Origin of the sequence: Oceanobacillus sp. FSL W7-1281, assembly GCF_037969835.1 — a bacterium.
Classification (GTDB): domain Bacteria; phylum Bacillota; class Bacilli; order Bacillales; family Amphibacillaceae; genus Oceanobacillus; species Oceanobacillus oncorhynchi.
Window position 1 is genome coordinate 1107035 of sequence record NZ_CP150214.1, and the last position, 17806, is coordinate 1124840.

General features: G+C 38.5%; 18 protein-coding genes. 12 read left to right on the forward strand and 6 right to left on the reverse strand.

What is annotated here, in order from left to right:
* The first annotated feature begins 84 nt into the window (after positions 1-84).
* The 7 genes from MKX55_RS05480 to MKX55_RS05510 all read left to right on the forward strand — a co-directional run bounded on the left by MKX55_RS05480 (position 85) and on the right by MKX55_RS05510 (position 5476).
* Positions 85-774, forward strand: a complete 690-nt coding sequence (locus MKX55_RS05480) for a response regulator transcription factor (protein WP_339236684.1) — start codon at positions 85-87, stop codon at positions 772-774.
* Positions 771-2126, forward strand: coding sequence for a HAMP domain-containing histidine kinase (locus MKX55_RS05485; RefSeq protein ID WP_339236686.1), 1356 nt, complete (start codon positions 771-773; stop codon positions 2124-2126). The genes MKX55_RS05480 and MKX55_RS05485 overlap by 4 nt, the downstream gene beginning before the upstream one ends.
* An 83-nt stretch (positions 2127-2209) precedes the next feature.
* Positions 2210-2842 (forward strand): PepSY domain-containing protein, encoded by a 633-nt coding sequence (locus MKX55_RS05490; protein WP_339236688.1) that lies wholly within the window; start codon positions 2210-2212, stop codon positions 2840-2842.
* 174 nt (positions 2843-3016) lie between these two features.
* Positions 3017-3625: a PepSY domain-containing protein gene (locus tag MKX55_RS05495; protein WP_193064398.1), complete on the forward strand. Its 609-nt coding sequence runs from the start codon at positions 3017-3019 to the stop codon at positions 3623-3625.
* A 231-nt stretch (positions 3626-3856) separates the two neighbouring features.
* The gene (locus MKX55_RS05500) at positions 3857-4141 is read left to right on the forward strand and encodes a glutaredoxin domain-containing protein (protein ID WP_339183063.1); all 285 of its coding nucleotides are present in this window, start codon (positions 3857-3859) and stop codon (positions 4139-4141) included.
* A 215-nt stretch (positions 4142-4356) separates the two neighbouring features.
* Positions 4357-4677, forward strand: a complete 321-nt coding sequence (locus MKX55_RS05505; RefSeq protein ID WP_193064396.1) for a hypothetical protein — start codon at positions 4357-4359, stop codon at positions 4675-4677.
* 103 nt (positions 4678-4780) lie between these two features.
* Positions 4781-5476 carry an alpha/beta fold hydrolase gene (locus MKX55_RS05510; RefSeq protein WP_193064395.1) on the forward strand — a complete coding sequence of 232 codons (696 nt, stop codon included), beginning with the start codon at positions 4781-4783 and terminating at the stop codon, positions 5474-5476.
* A gap of 45 nt (positions 5477-5521) precedes the next feature.
* Here the strand turns inward: MKX55_RS05510 and MKX55_RS05515 are convergent, their stop codons facing one another.
* Together MKX55_RS05515 and MKX55_RS05520 are read right to left on the reverse strand one after the other, a co-directional pair.
* Positions 5522-6376, reverse strand: a complete 855-nt coding sequence (locus tag MKX55_RS05515) for a DegV family protein (RefSeq protein WP_339236690.1) — start codon at positions 6374-6376, stop codon at positions 5522-5524.
* A 23-nt stretch (positions 6377-6399) separates the two neighbouring features.
* Positions 6400-7311: a DMT family transporter gene (locus tag MKX55_RS05520; protein ID WP_193064393.1), complete on the reverse strand. Its 912-nt coding sequence runs from the start codon at positions 7309-7311 to the stop codon at positions 6400-6402.
* 583 nt (positions 7312-7894) lie between these two features.
* Between MKX55_RS05520 and MKX55_RS05525 the strand changes: the two genes are divergently transcribed.
* A complete protein-coding gene (locus MKX55_RS05525; RefSeq protein ID WP_339183072.1) occupies positions 7895-9376 on the forward strand; it encodes a DEAD/DEAH box helicase in 1482 nt (493 codons plus the stop codon).
* A 238-nt stretch (positions 9377-9614) separates the two neighbouring features.
* Here the strand turns inward: MKX55_RS05525 and nagB are convergent, their stop codons facing one another.
* From nagB to MKX55_RS05545, 4 genes are all read right to left on the reverse strand, one after another.
* Positions 9615-10346 (reverse strand): glucosamine-6-phosphate deaminase, encoded by a 732-nt coding sequence (gene nagB, locus MKX55_RS05530; protein ID WP_339183075.1) that lies wholly within the window; start codon positions 10344-10346, stop codon positions 9615-9617.
* 28 nt (positions 10347-10374) lie between these two features.
* On the reverse strand, positions 10375-11841 hold the full coding sequence (gene nagE / locus MKX55_RS05535) for an N-acetylglucosamine-specific PTS transporter subunit IIBC (protein WP_339236692.1): 1467 nt from the start codon (positions 11839-11841) through the stop codon (positions 10375-10377).
* Between the two features lie 332 nt (positions 11842-12173).
* The gene (locus MKX55_RS05540; protein ID WP_339236694.1) at positions 12174-12929 is read right to left on the reverse strand and encodes an A24 family peptidase; all 756 of its coding nucleotides are present in this window, start codon (positions 12927-12929) and stop codon (positions 12174-12176) included.
* A gap of 140 nt (positions 12930-13069) precedes the next feature.
* On the reverse strand, positions 13070-13855 hold the full coding sequence (locus tag MKX55_RS05545) for a rhomboid family intramembrane serine protease (protein WP_339236697.1): 786 nt from the start codon (positions 13853-13855) through the stop codon (positions 13070-13072).
* A 132-nt stretch (positions 13856-13987) separates the two neighbouring features.
* Here MKX55_RS05545 and acpS point away from each other — a divergent pair, with 132 nt between their 5' ends.
* From acpS to MKX55_RS05565, 4 genes are all read left to right on the forward strand, one after another.
* On the forward strand, positions 13988-14344 hold the full coding sequence (gene acpS, locus MKX55_RS05550) for a holo-ACP synthase (protein WP_339236701.1): 357 nt from the start codon (positions 13988-13990) through the stop codon (positions 14342-14344).
* Positions 14345-14427: 83 nt separating this feature from the next.
* Positions 14428-15945, forward strand: a complete 1518-nt coding sequence (locus tag MKX55_RS05555) for an NAD(P)H-hydrate dehydratase (RefSeq protein WP_339236704.1) — start codon at positions 14428-14430, stop codon at positions 15943-15945.
* A gap of 63 nt (positions 15946-16008) precedes the next feature.
* Positions 16009-17046 carry an outer membrane lipoprotein carrier protein LolA gene (locus MKX55_RS05560; protein WP_339236706.1) on the forward strand — a complete coding sequence of 346 codons (1038 nt, stop codon included), beginning with the start codon at positions 16009-16011 and terminating at the stop codon, positions 17044-17046.
* Positions 17047-17513: 467 nt separating this feature from the next.
* Positions 17514-17801: a hypothetical protein gene (locus MKX55_RS05565; RefSeq protein ID WP_042532417.1), complete on the forward strand. Its 288-nt coding sequence runs from the start codon at positions 17514-17516 to the stop codon at positions 17799-17801.
* The last annotated feature ends 5 nt before the right edge of the window (positions 17802-17806 follow it).

Here is a 17806-nt window from a genome sequence, read left to right on the forward strand (position 1 = left end):
AATTTTAAAAAGTGAACGAATAAATTACTACGGGCACCCAGACTATAGGGTAATCCAAGTTTTCTTTAGAAAGGAGCACGGTCCATGCCGGAACGAATACTTATTGTGGAGGACGAACAAAAAATCAGCCGTGTTTTGCAATTAGAATTAGATTATGAAGGCTATGAAACCATTGTAGCAGCAAACGGAAAACAAGCGCTGGAATATATAGAAGCAGAAGAATGGGGACTAATTTTATTAGATATCATGATTCCTGAATTAAGCGGTCTGGAAGTATTAAGAAGAGTCCGCAAACAAGGAAATGAAACACCGGTTATTTTACTGACTGCTCGTGATGAAGTATATGATAAAGTGAACGGACTTGATCTTGGAGCGAATGATTATATAACCAAACCGTTTCAAATTGAAGAATTGCTAGCCCGTATCCGTGCGAATTTACGGAAAACCGTTCAGAGCGGGAGCAGTAATGAAACATTGCAGGTAGGGGATTTACAAATTGACACAGCTGCGCATGAAGTAACCCGGTCAGGCAACATGATTGATTTGACACCCAGGGAATATGATTTATTAGTCTGTCTATTGGAAAATAAAAATAGAGTATTGACGCGCGAGCAATTGATTGAAAAGGTCTGGGGTTTTGATTATATTGGCGAAACAAATGTGGTGGATGTCTATATCCGCTATCTGCGTCAAAAGATAGATAAAGGATATGATAAAGTATACATTCAAACAATACGTGGAGTAGGCTACTCGATTAAGGAAGGAAGCCAATGACATTACGTAAAAAAATTATCTTATTTTCATCTGTTTTTATGTTTTTAGTGATTGCTATTTCACATACGGCGATTTACTTTCTATTTTACCGGACGGCTTCCAATGGAGAAATCGATCAGCTTCATATTCAGGCAGACGCGTTAGTGGAAGCCATTGCTGAAACAGATTCTACATCAGCAGAAACGATGCGGAGTTTGTTAACTGCCTATTTACCGGCAAATGGAATGATTCGTATTGTTGATGAAACAGGTAATGATGTTGTACGTTTGCAGACAAAATCAAGGGATTACACGAATCTGGAAGTAAACTATACCACATCAGAAACAAGCCGTATTGTCCAAGATGACAATATAGGAAGCAATTTCGCGATTATCGAAAAACCGATTATCTGGGAAAATGGTGAAATTGTTACGGTTCAGGTAGCGAATGAATTGGTTTATTTAGACGAGACCATGGGCACATTAACATTTGTACTTCTCTTCTCCAGTGCGGTGATACTCATTCCAACTGTTATTGCGAGTATCGTATTGAGCCGCTTTTTATTAACACCGATTCAAAAGTTAAAGGATACGATGCGGCGGAATATCCTTAATAAAAATTGGCAGAAGATTGATGTGGATGAGCGTTCTAAAGATGAGCTTTACGAAATGGAAACCACATTTAATGAAATGATTGATTCCTTAAAAGAGAACTTTGAGAAGCAGGAAACCTTTGTATCCAATGCATCTCATGAACTGAAAACGCCCATTCAGATTATTAAAAGCTACGCCCAGCTTATTGAACGGCAAGGGAAGAAGCGTCCGGAATTACTGGATGAATCTGTAGAAGCCATTGATTCAGAGGCTGACCGGATGCAGAAGCTTGTAGAGCAGCTGCTATTATTAGCGAAGCATAAGAATGAGGACCAGAAGGAAACAGTAAATATACAAACGATAGTAGAACAGGTTATTCAGACGTTCCAAAAGGCATACCCTGAACGGAGTATTCAGCTGGAAGTCGAAGCTGGAAATTATGAAAGCTTTGGTAATATCGATCAGCTAAAACAAATTCCATATATATTAATTGAAAATGCATTGAAATACAGTGAAGAAGCGGTTCTGGTAATAATGCATACAGATACAGAGAAAACAGTGATTCAATTTAAAGATGATGGGGAAGGGGTTGCCTTGGAAGAACAGGAAAAGATTTTCGACCGTTTTTACCGTGTGGATCGAGCGAGAAATCGGGAAACCGGGGGAACTGGTCTGGGATTAGCCATTGCTAAAGAAATCATTGAAAGACATGACGGGAAAATCACCGTGGAGAGCGAAATTGGTCAGGGGTCAACATTTACCTGGACACTTTCCAAATAACGTTTTTCTCATCAAATTCTAATCTAATTATCATGCTTTCATAACAACTGCCGTTTATACTAGAAAAAAAGGGGGGGTAGGGCGTGCGTAAAAATATAATCTGGGTGATCAGCGGTCTGATTGTCCTTGGTATTATTGGTTTAACCGTATACCAGACCAATGCTACATCTTCTAATCCAGATCTAAACACGGAGGAAATCAGCAACCTTGTCAGTGCCCAATATCCTGGCCAGCATACGGAACCCGAATTGAGTGTAGAGAATGGGGAGCCGGTTTATCAGATGGAAGTCACTCAAAATCAAGGTGTCTATTCCTTGAAATTAAATGGAGATACAGGGCAGGTGATTGATTTGACAGCTGTGGAAAAAACAGCTGAAAATCGTCAAGAGAAAGAAACAGAAAACGATACAGAACCTGCAAAAGAAGATGAAAATAAAAATCCAGAATCAAATGAGGACACAGAAACTGCCGAAGAAAAAACGGACAGTAATTCTGAAAATCAAGCGGCAGAAAATGATGCTGTGATATCACATGAAGAAGCGATGGAAATTGCCAAAAAAGAATTTCCGGGAGAAGTCACAGATTTGGAAATGGATTCGGATGACGATATTTTAGTTTATGAAATCGAGATTATCAATGGAGAAGATGAAGCTACGATTGAAATTAATGCTTATACGGGGAATATTATTACGATGGAAATTGATTTAGATGATTAATAATGCTTCAGGTAAATCTGGATGAACTTAGAATTCTTTTTTAAGGATTTGAGTTCACCCAGATTTTTTAATTTCCTAATAACTTATTTCTCATGAAATTCTAATCTTACTCAAAGGCTGTTTTCATTATTAACGGGTAAGATGTAGTTAATAAGAAATAAGGAGGAAAAATAAATGAATAAAAAAATTGGAATGTTTGCTGGAGCGGTTGTATTAGCAGGAGTTGTCGGAACAGGAATTTACCATGCAGAAGCGGCAAGTTCAAGCGAAGGGGAACCGCAAATTGTTGAAGCAGGCAGCTTAACCATGGAGGACGCAACGAAAAAATTAGAAGAAGAATATCAAGGTAAGGTTAAAGAAATGGAACTGGATCGAGAAGGAGATAAGTCCTTTTATGAAGCAGAAATTATTGTCGAAAACCACGAATATGATGTGAAGATGGATGCTGAATCAGGTGAAGTGGTTTATGAAGAAATAGACGATAAGGATGGACATGATGATGACAGAAATGATGATGATGTAAATCTGGAAGAGAACCAGCAGGACACAGCGGCAGCAAATGAAAACAATGACAATAAAGAGAATGTCATTACCCAGGAAGAAGCAATCCAGATTGCAAAGCAGGAATTTGATGGTGAGGTTACAGAGATGGAATTAGATTATGACGATGGCAGATATGTTTATGAGCTGGAACTTGTTAATGGAGAGCAAGAAGCAGACTTTGACATTCATGCTGAAACAGGAGATATTCTATCTTTAGAAATCGATTATGAAGATGATTGATAAAAAATAAACTTAAAATACAAATGGTAAAAAGGAGGGCGATTTTAGTCCTCTTTTTTTTTGGCAGTTAAAAAAGTATAAACTTTCTTACTGCATAAGTGTAACTAAGGTTGTCACCTAAAGGCTTGGTGACAACCAGATTTTCTTACGTAAAAAAGTTTCATATATGAGGAAAAAGGGTAATAAAAAATTGATAAATGATATATGAAGGGATTGATTAGGAGGATTTGTATGAAAAAGGTTACATTATTCATCAGCGAAGGAAGTCAAGCATCGGATAAGGTAAAAGCATTTCTAGATAAAAATGATGTTACCTATGAACTAAAAAACGTAACAAAAAATAAAGCATATTTAAAGGAATTACAGGAAATGAAGATTTTTGGGACACCCACACTGTTTATTGATGAGAAGAAAATAGAGGGAAATCAAGAGAATAAAATTCTTTATGAATTAGGATTAGCTAATAATTTGAGTGAGGATGCTTATTTTTTTGAAAATGAGTCCAAAGATGATTAAGGGCTATGCACGTATCAGCTTTCATTTGCATAAAATGGTAGTAATCTAAAAGTAAACGTAATGGTTCAATTATAATAATGAAAAGAGCCCAATCTACCGTGGTCTTAGACGTTCAGGGAATGCCTCGAAAAAAACAACTACCATACAGTATATGTCATAATAGAAATTCCTTTTCCCGAAGCGTCATTATAAAAAGGCAAAAGAAGGTGAGAAATGTGCAATATCGAAATTTCCCCCCTAATGAATTTAGTAGAAATAATCCTTATGCACCAGTTTCTTCAACTATTAACCAGCGTAATGATAGACAAGAGCTTACTCCATATGAATTATTTTCAAAACCAGAATTACCAACACAGTATTTAATGTCGCAGCAGCAAATGCAGTCACAGCCGGGCGCGGGTGCCGGCGGAACAAATGAAAATAATCCGTTTAATTTTGATACAATGATTAGCAAAGTAAGTCAGTTAGCAAGTACTTACCATCAAGTTTCCCCGATTGTGAAGCAATTTGGTACGTTTGTAAAAGGATTCATGTAGGTATATATCAGCCTGATTTAGAAATGATAAGGTTAACCTCCTGAGCTGTGTATCACAGGAGGAGATTCCATTGAGTTTAATTTTATAAAGGGAGTAGAAAATCATGATAGGATGTTTAATTATTCATGGGTATACTGGAGGGCCCTATGAAGTGGAACCATTGGCAAATTATTTAAGAGACAGCACGGATTGGCATATCGAAGTGCCGACTTTGCCTGGTCACGGGACAGAATTAAATTTGAAAGATGCTTCGTATAAGAGATGGATTCAAGCAGCGGAAGAAGAACTTCAGAAACTGATTGACCAGTTTGATACCATTTATGTTATCGGTTTTTCTATGGGCGGGATGATTGCTTCCTATTTAGCAGCTAAATATAATATTGCTAAGCTTGTCCTGCTCGCCACATCTGGTAAATATTTATCCTTAAAGCAGATAAGCTTAGATGTTGCTGCAGTAGTTGGTGATGGAATACGCGGACATCTAAAAGAAAATCAATTATTCAATCACTATAAAAGAAAAATGGGCGTTGTGCCGTTAAAAGCGCACTTTGAATTTATGAAGCTGATCCGGTTTACCAGAAAATATCTGGATAAGGTTAATTCTCCAGTATTAATTGCCCAAGGACAGCTTGATGGCATGGTTCCTTATAAAACAGCATATTATCTTGATAAAGAAATTCACTCTGAAAAAAAAGAAGTTGTCTTTTTTGAAAGATCCAAACATTTAATTTGCCTGGGGACTGATAAAGACACATTAAACAATATGGTTTATGATTTTCTGATGGAATCATCTGCATAAAAAATGCTGGGACAAACTCCCAGCATTTTTAGTGTATTTTAATAATTAATTTTTGAAGAAAGAAATAACTAGTGCACCTTCTCCGCCGTATGTGGAAATAAGCGGTCCTGATTCTTCTATAATAGCATCGTAAAAAGCGTATGTGCTGCGGATTTTCTCAAGTACATTTATCGCTCTATCTTTATCCCGGCAATAGGTCATCGTGATGATTTTATTCTCGGTATTTTGTGTGTATTCACCAATTTGATCAACGAATCGTTTTAAAGATTTCTTCTCGCCGCGTACTTTTTCTGCAACATCAATAGCGCCTTCCTCTGTTGCTTTCATCAATACTTTTATATTTAATGTCTTTGCGATTTTTCCCTTTATTTTTTCTAAACGGCCGCCAAGAACAAGATTATCTAAACTTTTTAATACAAATAAAGTCGCAGTTTGTTCAATGCGTTCTGTTAAATGATTGACGAGCTCTTCAAACGCGTACCTTTCCTCGATTTTCTTATTTGCTTCATGCATCAGCAGGCAGATACCGCAGGAAGCCGTCTTTGTATTAAGCACCTCAATAACGCGCTCAGGCTCTTCTTCTAACAGCATATTTTTTCCTGCTACAGCATTTGCGTATGTGCTGCTTATTTCATTAGATATACTTAACATCAGAATCTGCTTTTCCGGCGGGATTTTTTTATATGCTTCATAAAAATCGGAAGGGCTCGGAGCTGCTGAACGCGGAACCTCTCCTAATTCCTTTACTTTCTGATGAAATAATTCAATATCCATCGTTTGCCCGCTTTTGTACTGGCCGTCACTAAAATGAAGGTATAACGGAACGATTTCTACATGGAGTTTGTTTTGTAAGAATAGAGGCAGATCAGCAGAGCTGTCTGTCATGAATTGAATTGTCATTGATTCACCTGCTTTAATGCGTATTATTTGTGATTCTTTGTTGAAATAGTAACTTTATTTTTTCGTGATGTACTAAGGATAAATAAAAATAATCCAAATACAATAATGGTTCCTCCGAGAAATTGGGCCCAGGTCGGCGTCTCATTCAAGATAAGAAAAGCTAGGATGCTGGCACCAATCGGTTCAAACACGATTGCCATGGAAATTGTGGATGTGCTCAACCATTTCAGTGACCAATTAAAAAGAGAATGTCCCAAAAAGGTCGGTATGATTGCCAGAGCAATAAAAATCCACCAATGATCGGCAGGATAAGAGAAGAAATTCTCCTGCCGGATGAGATTAAACAGTGTTAGTATAACCGTACTGATACCATAGACAATAAATGTATAGGTAATTAAAGAAACATTTTTTCGTACATGCTGACCGGATAGAAAATAAATGGTTACAGCGATTGCTCCAAGTAATGCAAGCATGTCTCCGTAAATGACTTCTCCAGATAATTGAAAATCCCCTGAACCGATAATCAATCCGCCGAGTAAAACAATGAAGATGCTGATGATTGCTCCAGATGAGAAACGCTCGCCGAAGATAAAATAGGTCCCGATAAAAGCAAAAATCGGCTGAAGTGATATAAGTACAACGCTGCTGGCGACAGAAGTGTAATTGAGTGATTCAAACCACAAAATAAAATATAGCGCCAGAAAAACGCCGGCAAGAATGGAAAGCCACCAATTTTTTGTGGAAATTCGTTTAAACTCATGCTTGTAATGAAATAAAATAAAAGGCAATAAGAGTAAAACGGCAAATAAAAGACGATAGTTGGCGATAATAGAAGCAGGCGCTTCTGTTGCAAGCCGGACAAGAATTGCTGATGTAGATATAGAAAAAACCCCAATGACAACTGCTGCTTTAGGGTTGAATGCGGACTGACGCATGGTGATAACTCCCTTTTTACATGTTCAATATGATGTATTTTTTCTTCTTTGGTGTTATATAAGTGCAATGTGAAAAACTGAATGCAAGCGCATGATAATTTTTTAGAACCTTCATTGGAGAAGTGAGGAATCTTTATTGAAAAGAAACTGGGAATTCTTAGTGCATACGCATACATAGCTAATTACATTTTATCATGATACGAAAAAAAAATCATTTTAATCTGTGTACTGGATATATGGTATATAAGTATGGTATGATTAAGAAAGCATTTTTTAGGGGCCTCTTACCTTATTGAATTGGTTATGCCTTTTTTGTACTTTAAACGTTGATAATGAATAAGCGATAAAATACGTTATTCGTTTAATTGCTGATGTGGAGTGAAATGTTCATTCAATCAGCAATTTTTAGGTAGTAAATCAGTAAATGTATAAAATATTTGAAGCGGACTTGATTTCAAAAGACTTTGCTTCTTTCACCGGTGTATTGATGATTTTTACTGATTTGTATAATAAAATGAAAAGTATGAGAAACTCTTTATAAGGCCTCTTTTGCAATAAAAAACAAAAAGGAGTCGACGATTACGTGACTAAATTTAACGAACTAGGCGTTTCTGCGCCAATAATGAAAGCTTTAGAAGAAATGGGGTTTGAAGAAGCTACCCCGATTCAAGCAGAAACGATTCCATACGCGCTGGAAGGACACGATGTGATTGGACAAGCGCAAACAGGTACAGGGAAAACTGCAGCATTCGGTATCCCATTGATTAATAAAATCGATCCAAAACTAAAAAAGGTTCAGGGATTGATTGTTGCACCGACACGTGAGCTGGCAATTCAGGTAGCGGAAGAAATTAACCGTCTATCTAAATTCAAGCGGATACGGGCACTTGCTATTTTCGGTGGTTCTCCAATGGACCGTCAAATTCGTGCATTAAAAGACGGCCCTCAAATCGTTGTAGCAACACCAGGACGATTAATGGATCATATGCGCCGCAAAACGATTCGTATTGATGAAGTGCATACAGCAGTTCTTGATGAAGCAGATGAAATGCTGAACATGGGCTTTATTGATGATATTCGCGAAATTTTAAAAGGTATTCCAGAAGATAGGCAAACATTGCTTTTCTCTGCGACCATGCCGAAGGAAATTCGTGATATTGCGACAACGCTTATGAAAGAGCCAAAGGAAGTTAAAGTAAAAGCGAAAGAAATGACAGTAGAGAATATTGATCAATATTTTATTGAAATTCCAGAGAAGTTTAAGTTTGAAACATTAAATAACCATTTGGATATCAATTCTCCTGAATTAGCTATCGTTTTTGCAAGAACGAAAAAACGTGTAGATGAAATCACTGAAGGTCTTCAAGCAAGAGGTTATCGCGCGGAAGGAATCCATGGCGATTTAACACAGGGCAAGCGTATGTCTGTATTGAATAAATTTAAACAAGGACGTGTAGATGTTCTTGTGGCAACAGACGTAGCAGCCCGCGGACTGGATATTTCCGGTGTAACGCATGTGTATAATTTTGATATTCCACAAGATCCGGAAAGCTATGTTCACCGTATTGGAAGAACTGGGCGAGCTGGTAAAACAGGGGAAGCTATCTCTTTCATCACACCAAGAGAAATGGCTCATCTCAGCCTGATTGAAAAAACAACAAAGAGTAAAATGAAGCGTCTGACACCTCCTACCAACCAGGATGCGCGACGTGGACAACAGCAAGTAACCATTGATAAAATGAAAAAGGCGATTGATCAAAAAGATTTGAACCCTTATTATGAAGCGGCGAAAGAATTACTTGATGATCATGATTCCGTTACGGTTATTGCTGCTGCAATCAGCATGATGACAAAAGAACGAAGAGATACACCTGTACGCATTTCTTCAGCTGCACCAATCAGTGTGAAAAAAGCGAAGGATGATAATCGTCGCGGTAATAACAAAAAACGTTATTATGGCGGACGCGGCCAAGGCGGACGCAATCAAGGCGGTAGAAACCAGGGCGGCAGAAATCGTAAAAATAATAAAGGGAATTTCCAGCGTAAAAGAAGAGACGACCGTTAATTTAATATCTGCATAAAAAAACATGAGGCAACGTTCTTATCACTAGAACAATGCCTCATGTTTTTTACTTTGATGATAAACTTTATCTCTTGAGAGGGAATAACCGCAGTCTAAATAGGTTGTTATAATGGAATATGTAATTTAAGTCCTGAAAGAATATGACAATGTCAGTAAACAAGCGTAAAAAGAAGCATTCACTTGTCCTTTAGTGAATGCTTCTTTTTACTAAGGTGTTTTCTTATTCAGAAAGCTCGGATAATGCATCCTGATCAGCGATAATCGTTACATTTGCATGCTTTTGTAAAATAGAAGCAGGGAAATCTTCTGTTACAGGTCCATTCACTAATTTATCTAACGCTTCTGCTTTTTGTGAACCAGAAACTAAGAGAATAATTTGTTTGGACTGCATAATCGTATCGATACCCATGGTAATGGCTTGTGTTGGTACATCATCGATGGAATCAAAGAAGCGTGCATTTGCTTGACGGGTGGATTCATCCAAGTCAACTACATGGGTTTGCATAGAAAATGGGGTTCCTGGTTCATTAAAACCGATATGTCCATTTAAACCAATCCCTAAAATTTGAATATCAATGCCATCAGCTTGTTTAATGGCCTTTTCATAGCTGTTGCATTCTTCCTGTAAATCATTTGCATCTCCATTTGGCAGGTTGACCTGTCCGCTATCAATATCAATATGATTGAACAGAAGATGATGCATATAATAGTGGTAGCTTTGATCATTATCTTTGTTAAGTCCGACATACTCATCTAAATTGAAGGACGCCACATCTTTGAAAGAAACATTGCCTGCTTTGTGTTCTTTGATAATTTCTTCGTACAATCCTTCTGGTGTAGATCCAGTTGCTAAACCTAGCACACTGTTTGATTTCTCGTTTACTTGCTCTATCAGTTTTTTTGCTGCCAGCTGGCTCATTTCACTATAATTTTCTGCTCTGATAATATTCATTATGTTCCCCCTATAAGATAAATATAAATTATGATTTATCCTCATTATATAGTTTTTGCAATGCAACTGCCACTGCTTGTACCTGAGTTCCGACAATAATTTGCAAATTATTTTTACTTACCTGCTGGACACCGGGAACTCCAGTTTTCTTAATGCCATCCTGATTCACTTTATCCATATCCTGGATTTCCAAGCGCAGTCTGGTTGCGCAATTATCAATAGAATCAATATTTTCTTTTTTACCGAGATGTGCATAGATTGTTTCAGCCATTAATGTATGTTTGTCTTTAGCTTCATTGGCTGATTCAGGATTTGTAGTGGGTTCTTCAGCTAATTCATTATCATTCTGGCGACCAGGCGTTTTCAAGTCTAATTTTACAATTAAAAAACGGAACAAGAAATAGTAAACAACAGCAAATGCAAGTCCTTGCAGGATGAGCATATAAGGCTGATTCGCCAACGGTAATCGGAAGCTCAGGAAGTAGTCTACAAATCCTGCGCTAAACGTAAACCCTGCAGTCCATTGGAAGGCTGCGGCAATGAATAAGGACAGCCCGGTAAGTACAGCATGAACGAAATACAATACAGGCGCTAAGAACATAAAGGAAAATTCAAGCGGTTCGGTTACTCCTGTAAAGAATGAGGCAAAGCCAACTGCCATTAATAGAGATGCTGCCTGTTTACGCTGTTTTGTTTTTGCAGTATGATACATTGCAAGCGCAGCTGCTGGAAGACCAAACATCATAATCGGGAAGAATCCAGCCATGTATCTGCCTGTGATACCAGGTTCTCCATTTCCATCCCAGAAATTACCGATATCATTAATACCCGCTACATCAAACCAAAATACATTATTCAATGCATGATGCAGTCCAGTCGGTATTAATAAACGGTTAAAGAACCCGTATAAGCCTGCTCCTGCAGCTCCCAGGTCACTAATCATTGTTCCGAAGCTGACTAACCAGCCATAAACAACCGGCCAAACAAAGAGAACGGCTATGGAAACGAGTAGCATAGTTGCCGCTGTTAAAATTGGTACAAGACGTTTCCCGCTGAAGAAAGCAAATGCGTCCGGCAGCGAAACATGACTGAAGCGATTGTAAAGTGCTGCAGAAATAAGCCCCGCTAAAATTCCAATAAAAACATTTTCGATATTGTCAAAAGCCATGTCTACCTGACTTAAATCAATTTGCAGTAAGCCTGCGACACTTTCTGATTCCAATACCTTCGTAATAACGAGGTAGCCAACAAGCCCGCTGAGCGCTGCGGCTCCGTCCTTTGCTTTTGTCATTCCTATTGCGACCCCGACTGCGAAAAGAATGGCCAGAGAAGAAAGGATGGCATCCCCGCCGCTGATTAGAAAGGCAGCAAAACGGCTGTCAGCTTCAAAGAAACTGTCTATCCAATGGCCAATTCCCATAAGAACCGCCGCTGCAGGTAATACAGCAACTGGTAACATCAGTGATTTACCAAGATTCTGTAAATATTTCATCATAATTTGTATCCTCCTATAATAATATTTAATACAATTATAGACGAAAAGAATACAAATTGTACATACATTTTTGAAGTAGTAGTATGAAATACTTGTAGTTAATTATATTTTTTAATATTTGTAATTACAAATATTAAAGAGAATTATTCGTATTGTCAATCATTTTAAGGGGGATATAATTATTAACTGAATATTAATATCAATCATTAAATTTGTTTTATTTGTTATGGAAGTATTTAGATTTTTCTAGGTTGAGCGGGAATACAATTGTGTATTTGTATGAAATAATGATTCGTTTTATATTTATTCAAAACCAGCAGACTTTTTCAACATCAGGTAAATAAATTCAAATACCACTGAATCAGACTATCGCCTAAAAAATAAGAGAGCAGCGCCCCGAAAGCTATAAAAGGGCCAAAAGGAAATGGCTTATTCCGCTGAATGATACCGAAACGAAGTAAAACACTTCCAATTACTGCTCCAGAAATACAAGCCAGCAGAAAGGTTGCAATAATATGAGAGAAGCCCAATACAACACCGAGTACGGCCATTAATTTCATATCCCCTGCTCCCATTGCTTGTTTATTCCATAAGATGACGATAAAAATAATCAAAAAGCCGGCAAGAGCTCCTGACAGAGAATCCCACCAAGGATCTGCTGGTTCTATCAGACGTATGAGAATAAAAGCAGGCAGAAAAAAAGCCAGCAGCTTATTTGGAATTACCATATAATATAGATCGGTTATGATGATAAGCATTAACAAAGAAGTAAATAAAAGCGAGAGCAGCAGTTCTGTGGGGGAGGTTGCGTGTAAATAGCAGAAAATAAAGAGAAAGCCGGTGAAAACTTCTGTCAGCGGGTATAAGCAGGGGATGTGATAACGGCATTTTCTGCAGTGGCCTTTCAGAAGAAGATAAGACAGGATGGGGATATTATCATACCATGTGAGCTGATAATGGCATGTGGGACATTTAGAACGTTCATTGGCAAAAGGAATTTTTTGTGGGAGACGAATGCCGATAACCATAAAAAATGAACCAAAAATGATTCCAAACAGGAAAAAGATGAATGAAGTATAGATTTCCATAAGAAACCTCCTTATTTAATTTTGAGGATACGTGCGGAGTGTTTTTATTATAGCATAAAGCCTAGTACTTTTTTATATCGTCATCCTATTTTTGCAAAATAAAAAGCTGGACATGAAAATTCACGGCCAGCTCATTGTTTTTATAAAATATTTGCCTGTCCTAATAACCATAGAATAGCAATGATACCGACAATAATCCATAGCATATTTTTCCGGATAGCCTCTGGCATTTTTCGCTTTTTATTCCATCGATCCGGATCAAATTGCGGGCCGTCGTCATTATCTGCATACTTTCTTCTACGCGGCCGGGGCCGTGCCCAAGGGGAATAACTTTTCACGCCCGCTAAGAGAAGTGGTGCGTAGATAAAACCGCTGAAAAAGCCGAATAAATGCCCTAATATGCTAATACCGCTTCGTAAAAATGTCATGGCCAGTGCAATGGCTACAATGACACCAATGATCTGGCTGCTGGATTGATCAATTAAATCTTTCCGGAAAAAGACCATATAGACATAGATTCCGAACAAACCAAAGATTGCTCCAGAAGCACCTAAATGGGCGTAGGCAGGAGATTCAATAAAGTAAATAACAATATTTGCTGTTACAGCAGTGCCCATATAGGCTAAAATAAATTTGAATTTACCGAGCATTTGTTCAAGCGCAGGGCCGAACAGCACGAGGGAAAAGGAATTAAACAGCATGTGCATCACTCCGCCATGAAGAAAAATAGGAGTGAATAATCTCCACCATTCTCCTTCCCCAATCCAATAGTTGATTCCCACCCCATAATCTCTTATGTAAGTGCCAATTTGTAAATTTAAAAAATCAATAATGAACCATAGAAATATATTCACCCCGATAATGATAGTTACCACGGGATATAATTCAAAGAATTCTTTGATGCTCCGTTCCGTTCTAATAAACATATTGTGCCTCCCATAGCCAATGCTTTTAAATGAAATAAGTTGTCCTATATACTATAATAATAAGAAATAATACAGATTATGACCATTATAAAGGTGTTACTATATATAGAAAAATTTTTAGGAGCAGTGACCATGATACTTGGAATCGGTGTGGATATCATTGAATTAGCAAGAATCAAACGATTACTTGAAAAAAATAATCGTTTTTTAGAACGTGTATTAACCAGCAGAGAGCTGGAACAGGCAGAGCAGTTAGCTCCTCACCGGCGCGTGGAGTATACAGCAGGGCGTTTTGCTGCAAAGGAAGCTCTGTCTAAAGCAAATGGAACTGGGATTGGAAAATTGAGCTTTCAACAAATCGAAATTAGAAATCATGCCAATGGAGCGCCGGAGATGCAGGCAGAGGGGATGGAGGATATCTCTATCCACGTGTCTATATCTCACAGCAAGGAGTATGCTGTTGCACAGGTTTTATTAGAAAAGAGATAGGATAAAGTAAAATGACAGTATTCTAAAAATGCATAATCGCATAGTTTGTCTCATATATTTTATTGCGGTGGGAGGGAACGAATTTGTATATTGTTACCGCGGAAGAAATGTACAAGATTGACCGAGAAACTATTCAAACGATGGGTCTTGATGGAAAGATACTCATGGAGAATGCAGGGAGAGAAGCGAGCAGAGAAATAAAAAAGCGGATAACTAAAGAAGATAAGACAGTTATTTTAATTGGCGGCGGAAATAATGGCGGAGATGGCTTTGTCATTGCCCGTGTGCTTGAAGAAGCAGGTTACGCTATCAAGGTGATCCAGGTTGCACCGGACGAGAAAATCACAGGTGATGCAGCTTGCCATAAGGAGATTTATCGTCAATTTGGCGGCCAGGTGGCGGGTTATAATGAAGGGACAGCAGATACAGTTCTTGCAAAGGCTGATGTGATTATTGATGCGATGCTTGGTATCGGTGTGCGCGGCGGGTTAAGAGGCGATATCTTAACTGTAACGAGACAGGTGAATAAACAAGATGCGTATGTTATTTCCATCGATATACCAACTGGGCTGCCGGCAGAGGAAGGCTTCCCGGATTTTCAGGCTATTGAAGCAGATGCAACGATTATGGTAGGAGCGGTAAAACAATCGGCTGTCTGTCAGCAAACGTCTTCTTATTATGGTGAATGGATTGTAGCGGATATTGGTTTCCCTGAAAAACTATTTCAAGTGCACACAAAAAAACGCTTGTGGACAACAGCCGATTTTCAGGAAGCTTTTCCAAAGCGGGGCGTCAATTCCCATAAAGGAGATCATGGAAAAGGGCTGATTATTGGCGGTAGTGAGCCGATGCCGGGATCCGTTCTGATGACAACAAAAGCTGCTTTGCGGACAGGAGCAGGGTTATTAACAACGGCTTCTGTGAAAAATGTTATTTCCATGATTGCTGGAAATAACCCGGAGGCTATGTATATTAGTGCATCCGAAACAGATGGCTGTATCACGGGAATCGATAACATTGACTTGTCTGGTTTTGATGCGATTGCTGTTGGCGTTGGTCTGGGCAGAAACGAGGAAACGGCCAAAGGCATTTTTCCGGCATTGCTCAAGTATAAAGGACCAATCGTTATCGATGCAGATGGTCTTTATCATCTGAAAGCCTATGCAGCAGATTTCGAATCAAGACAGGCTCCGCTGATTTTAACACCTCATCCAGGTGAACTTGCTGCTTTAATGGATATATCTGTCTCTGATTTAATTATGGAGCCTTTCCGGCATAGTTCTGAATTTGCCAAGCGTTTGAACTGCTATCTTGTGTTGAAAGGAAAGCAGACCATTATTACTGATCCGGATGGAAACCAGACCGTGGAATCAAGCGGGAACCCCGGCCTTGCTAAGGGTGGCAGCGGGGATGTACTGACCGGAATGATTTTAGCAATGGTTATGCAGAGCAAATCAATTTTTGCAGGGATAAATAATGCTTGCTTCTTGCACGGAAAATCTGCAGACTTACTAGTTCAAGCAGAACACTCGGAACAGGATTTGCTGGCGGGGGATGTCATTCAAGGCATTCCAAAGGCAATCCGTACATTTTCTTCCTAAAAAGGTGTGACGTACTGTTAACAAATCGTTCCCTTTGTTAAATGAGACAAGGGAGATATGCTGATGATAAATAGACGTTTTTTCAGTGTCGTTTTACTATTAGGTGCATTGAGTCTGGTGCTGGCAGCATGTGGAGAAAAAACGCAGGAAGATGTTGTGGAGGAATTGCAGGAGACAGTTGCCGATTTAGAGGGATACAAAGCAACGGCGGATATGACGATGAATACAGGAGAGCAGGAACAAACATTTTTGATTGATATATGGTATCAGGCAGATGATCAATATCGCGTGAAGCTGGAAAATGAAGCAGAGCAGAATGAAAGTCAAGTCATTTTGAAAAATATGGATGGTGTTTTTGTGTTAACGCCAGCTTTGGAAAAAAGTTTCAAATTCCAATCGGACTGGCCAGAGAATAGCAGTCAGCCGTATTTGCTTCAATCACTTGTCAATGATGTATTAAATGATCCAGAAGCGCAATTTGAAACAACGGAAGACCATTATATTTTCCGGACGAAAACAAATTATCAAAGCAACAATAATTTACCGGCTCAAGAAATTTACTTTGACAAATCCAGTTATACACCGGCAATGGTCAATGTGTTAAATCAAGATGGGGAGCCGCTGGTTAATGTCACTTTTCATGGTTTTGATTTAGATGCAACATTTGCAGAAGATGATTTTACGATGGAGAAAAACATGGAGCAGGAAACAGATGAGGAAAGTGCTGGTGCAGAAGAGGGAGAAGCTGTAGAAACAGCTGCGCAGGAAGTCCGGGAGCTGTATCCTACGTTTACAGCTGGAGCGGAAATGGCGGATAAGCAAGAAGTTTTCCTGGAGGATGGAGAACGGATTATTACAACCTTTGAGGGAGAGAAGAACTTTACGCTTGTTCAAGAAATCAGAGAAACTGCTCCAGTGAGCTCAGCTCCAGAAGTAGTCAATGGAGATATTGTGAATCTGGGAGCTACTGTTGCTGGGTTGGAAGATAATGTTTTAAAATGGAGTTATCAGGGCGTTGATTATCAATTGGCAAGTACAGAGCTGACGAAGGAAGAAATGATTGAAGTAGCACAATCTGTCCAAGGACAGTTAACAAAATGATACGGTTAATACAAAAGCAGGCTCTCTGAAAACGGAGTCTGCTTTTGTATGTCCCATTTCCAGTTTAGAGGTATGATTTTAACATATTGGCATATAATTAATAGACAGGTATTTATTTCGTTGCATAAATCAGCTAAAGGATAAGAATCGAATGAAAATTTCAAGGCTTGGTGAACGTTCTTTCATTTTTGAACATAAAATGAAAATTTAATGAAGAAATATATTGTTTAGCGGAGTATTTTCCTAAGCAGCAGTCAAGAAGCCGGAGGGAAAGCAGCGTAAGGGAAAAAACGCTCATTTTTAACACTTCAAATAATATAAATACCACAAAATTTAAGGTTTAAAACGACAAATTTACATGATTTTTTTACAAATTCGCCATAACCCCTTTGCAAAAGTATGTTCACAATGCTATCATAATATTAAATTGAATAACGAACGTTAATTGTTGGCGGGGGTGCTTGGTTTTGGCTGAAAATAAAGAAGAAATTTTAGTGAAAATACCGAAAAATTTGCTGAGTGAGGTGGATGGATTAATGAAATATGAGAATAGCTCTGACTTAAGTGATTTCATTTGTGAAGCAACTCAAATTTATTTAAACCATAAAAAAGAAGAACACCTCCAGCGTTTTCATGAAACGATGCAGCGCGGATATGAGGAAATGGCAAGAATTAATCTGACGATTGCTTCAGAGGCTTTTCAAGCTGAAGAAGAGGCTGAAATAACTCTAGAGCGCTCTGTGATCGGGGTGTAACACTT

Bases quoted from the DNA above. Each gene is read 5' to 3' on its own strand.
- MKX55_RS05480 (WP_339236684.1), top strand. From the start codon at position 85: ATGCCGGAACGAATACTTATTGTGGAGGACGAACAAAAAATCAGCCGT.
- MKX55_RS05485 (WP_339236686.1), top strand. From the start codon at position 771: ATGACATTACGTAAAAAAATTATCTTATTTTCATCTGTTTTTATGTTT.
- MKX55_RS05495 (WP_193064398.1), top strand. From the start codon at position 3,017: ATGAATAAAAAAATTGGAATGTTTGCTGGAGCGGTTGTATTAGCAGGA.
- MKX55_RS05500 (WP_339183063.1), top strand. From the start codon at position 3,857: ATGAAAAAGGTTACATTATTCATCAGCGAAGGAAGTCAAGCATCGGAT.
- MKX55_RS05510 (WP_193064395.1), top strand. From the start codon at position 4,781: ATGATAGGATGTTTAATTATTCATGGGTATACTGGAGGGCCCTATGAA.
- MKX55_RS05515 (WP_339236690.1), bottom strand. From the start codon at position 6,376: ATGACAATTCAATTCATGACAGACAGCTCTGCTGATCTGCCTCTATTC.
- MKX55_RS05520 (WP_193064393.1), bottom strand. From the start codon at position 7,311: ATGCGTCAGTCCGCATTCAACCCTAAAGCAGCAGTTGTCATTGGGGTT.
- nagB (WP_339183075.1), bottom strand. From the start codon at position 10,346: ATGAATATTATCAGAGCAGAAAATTATAGTGAAATGAGCCAGCTGGCA.
- nagE (WP_339236692.1), bottom strand. From the start codon at position 11,841: ATGATGAAATATTTACAGAATCTTGGTAAATCACTGATGTTACCAGTT.
- MKX55_RS05540 (WP_339236694.1), bottom strand. From the start codon at position 12,929: ATGGAAATCTATACTTCATTCATCTTTTTCCTGTTTGGAATCATTTTT.
- MKX55_RS05545 (WP_339236697.1), bottom strand. From the start codon at position 13,855: ATGTTTATTAGAACGGAACGGAGCATCAAAGAATTCTTTGAATTATAT.
- acpS (WP_339236701.1), top strand. From the start codon at position 13,988: ATGATACTTGGAATCGGTGTGGATATCATTGAATTAGCAAGAATCAAA.
- MKX55_RS05560 (WP_339236706.1), top strand. From the start codon at position 16,009: ATGATAAATAGACGTTTTTTCAGTGTCGTTTTACTATTAGGTGCATTG.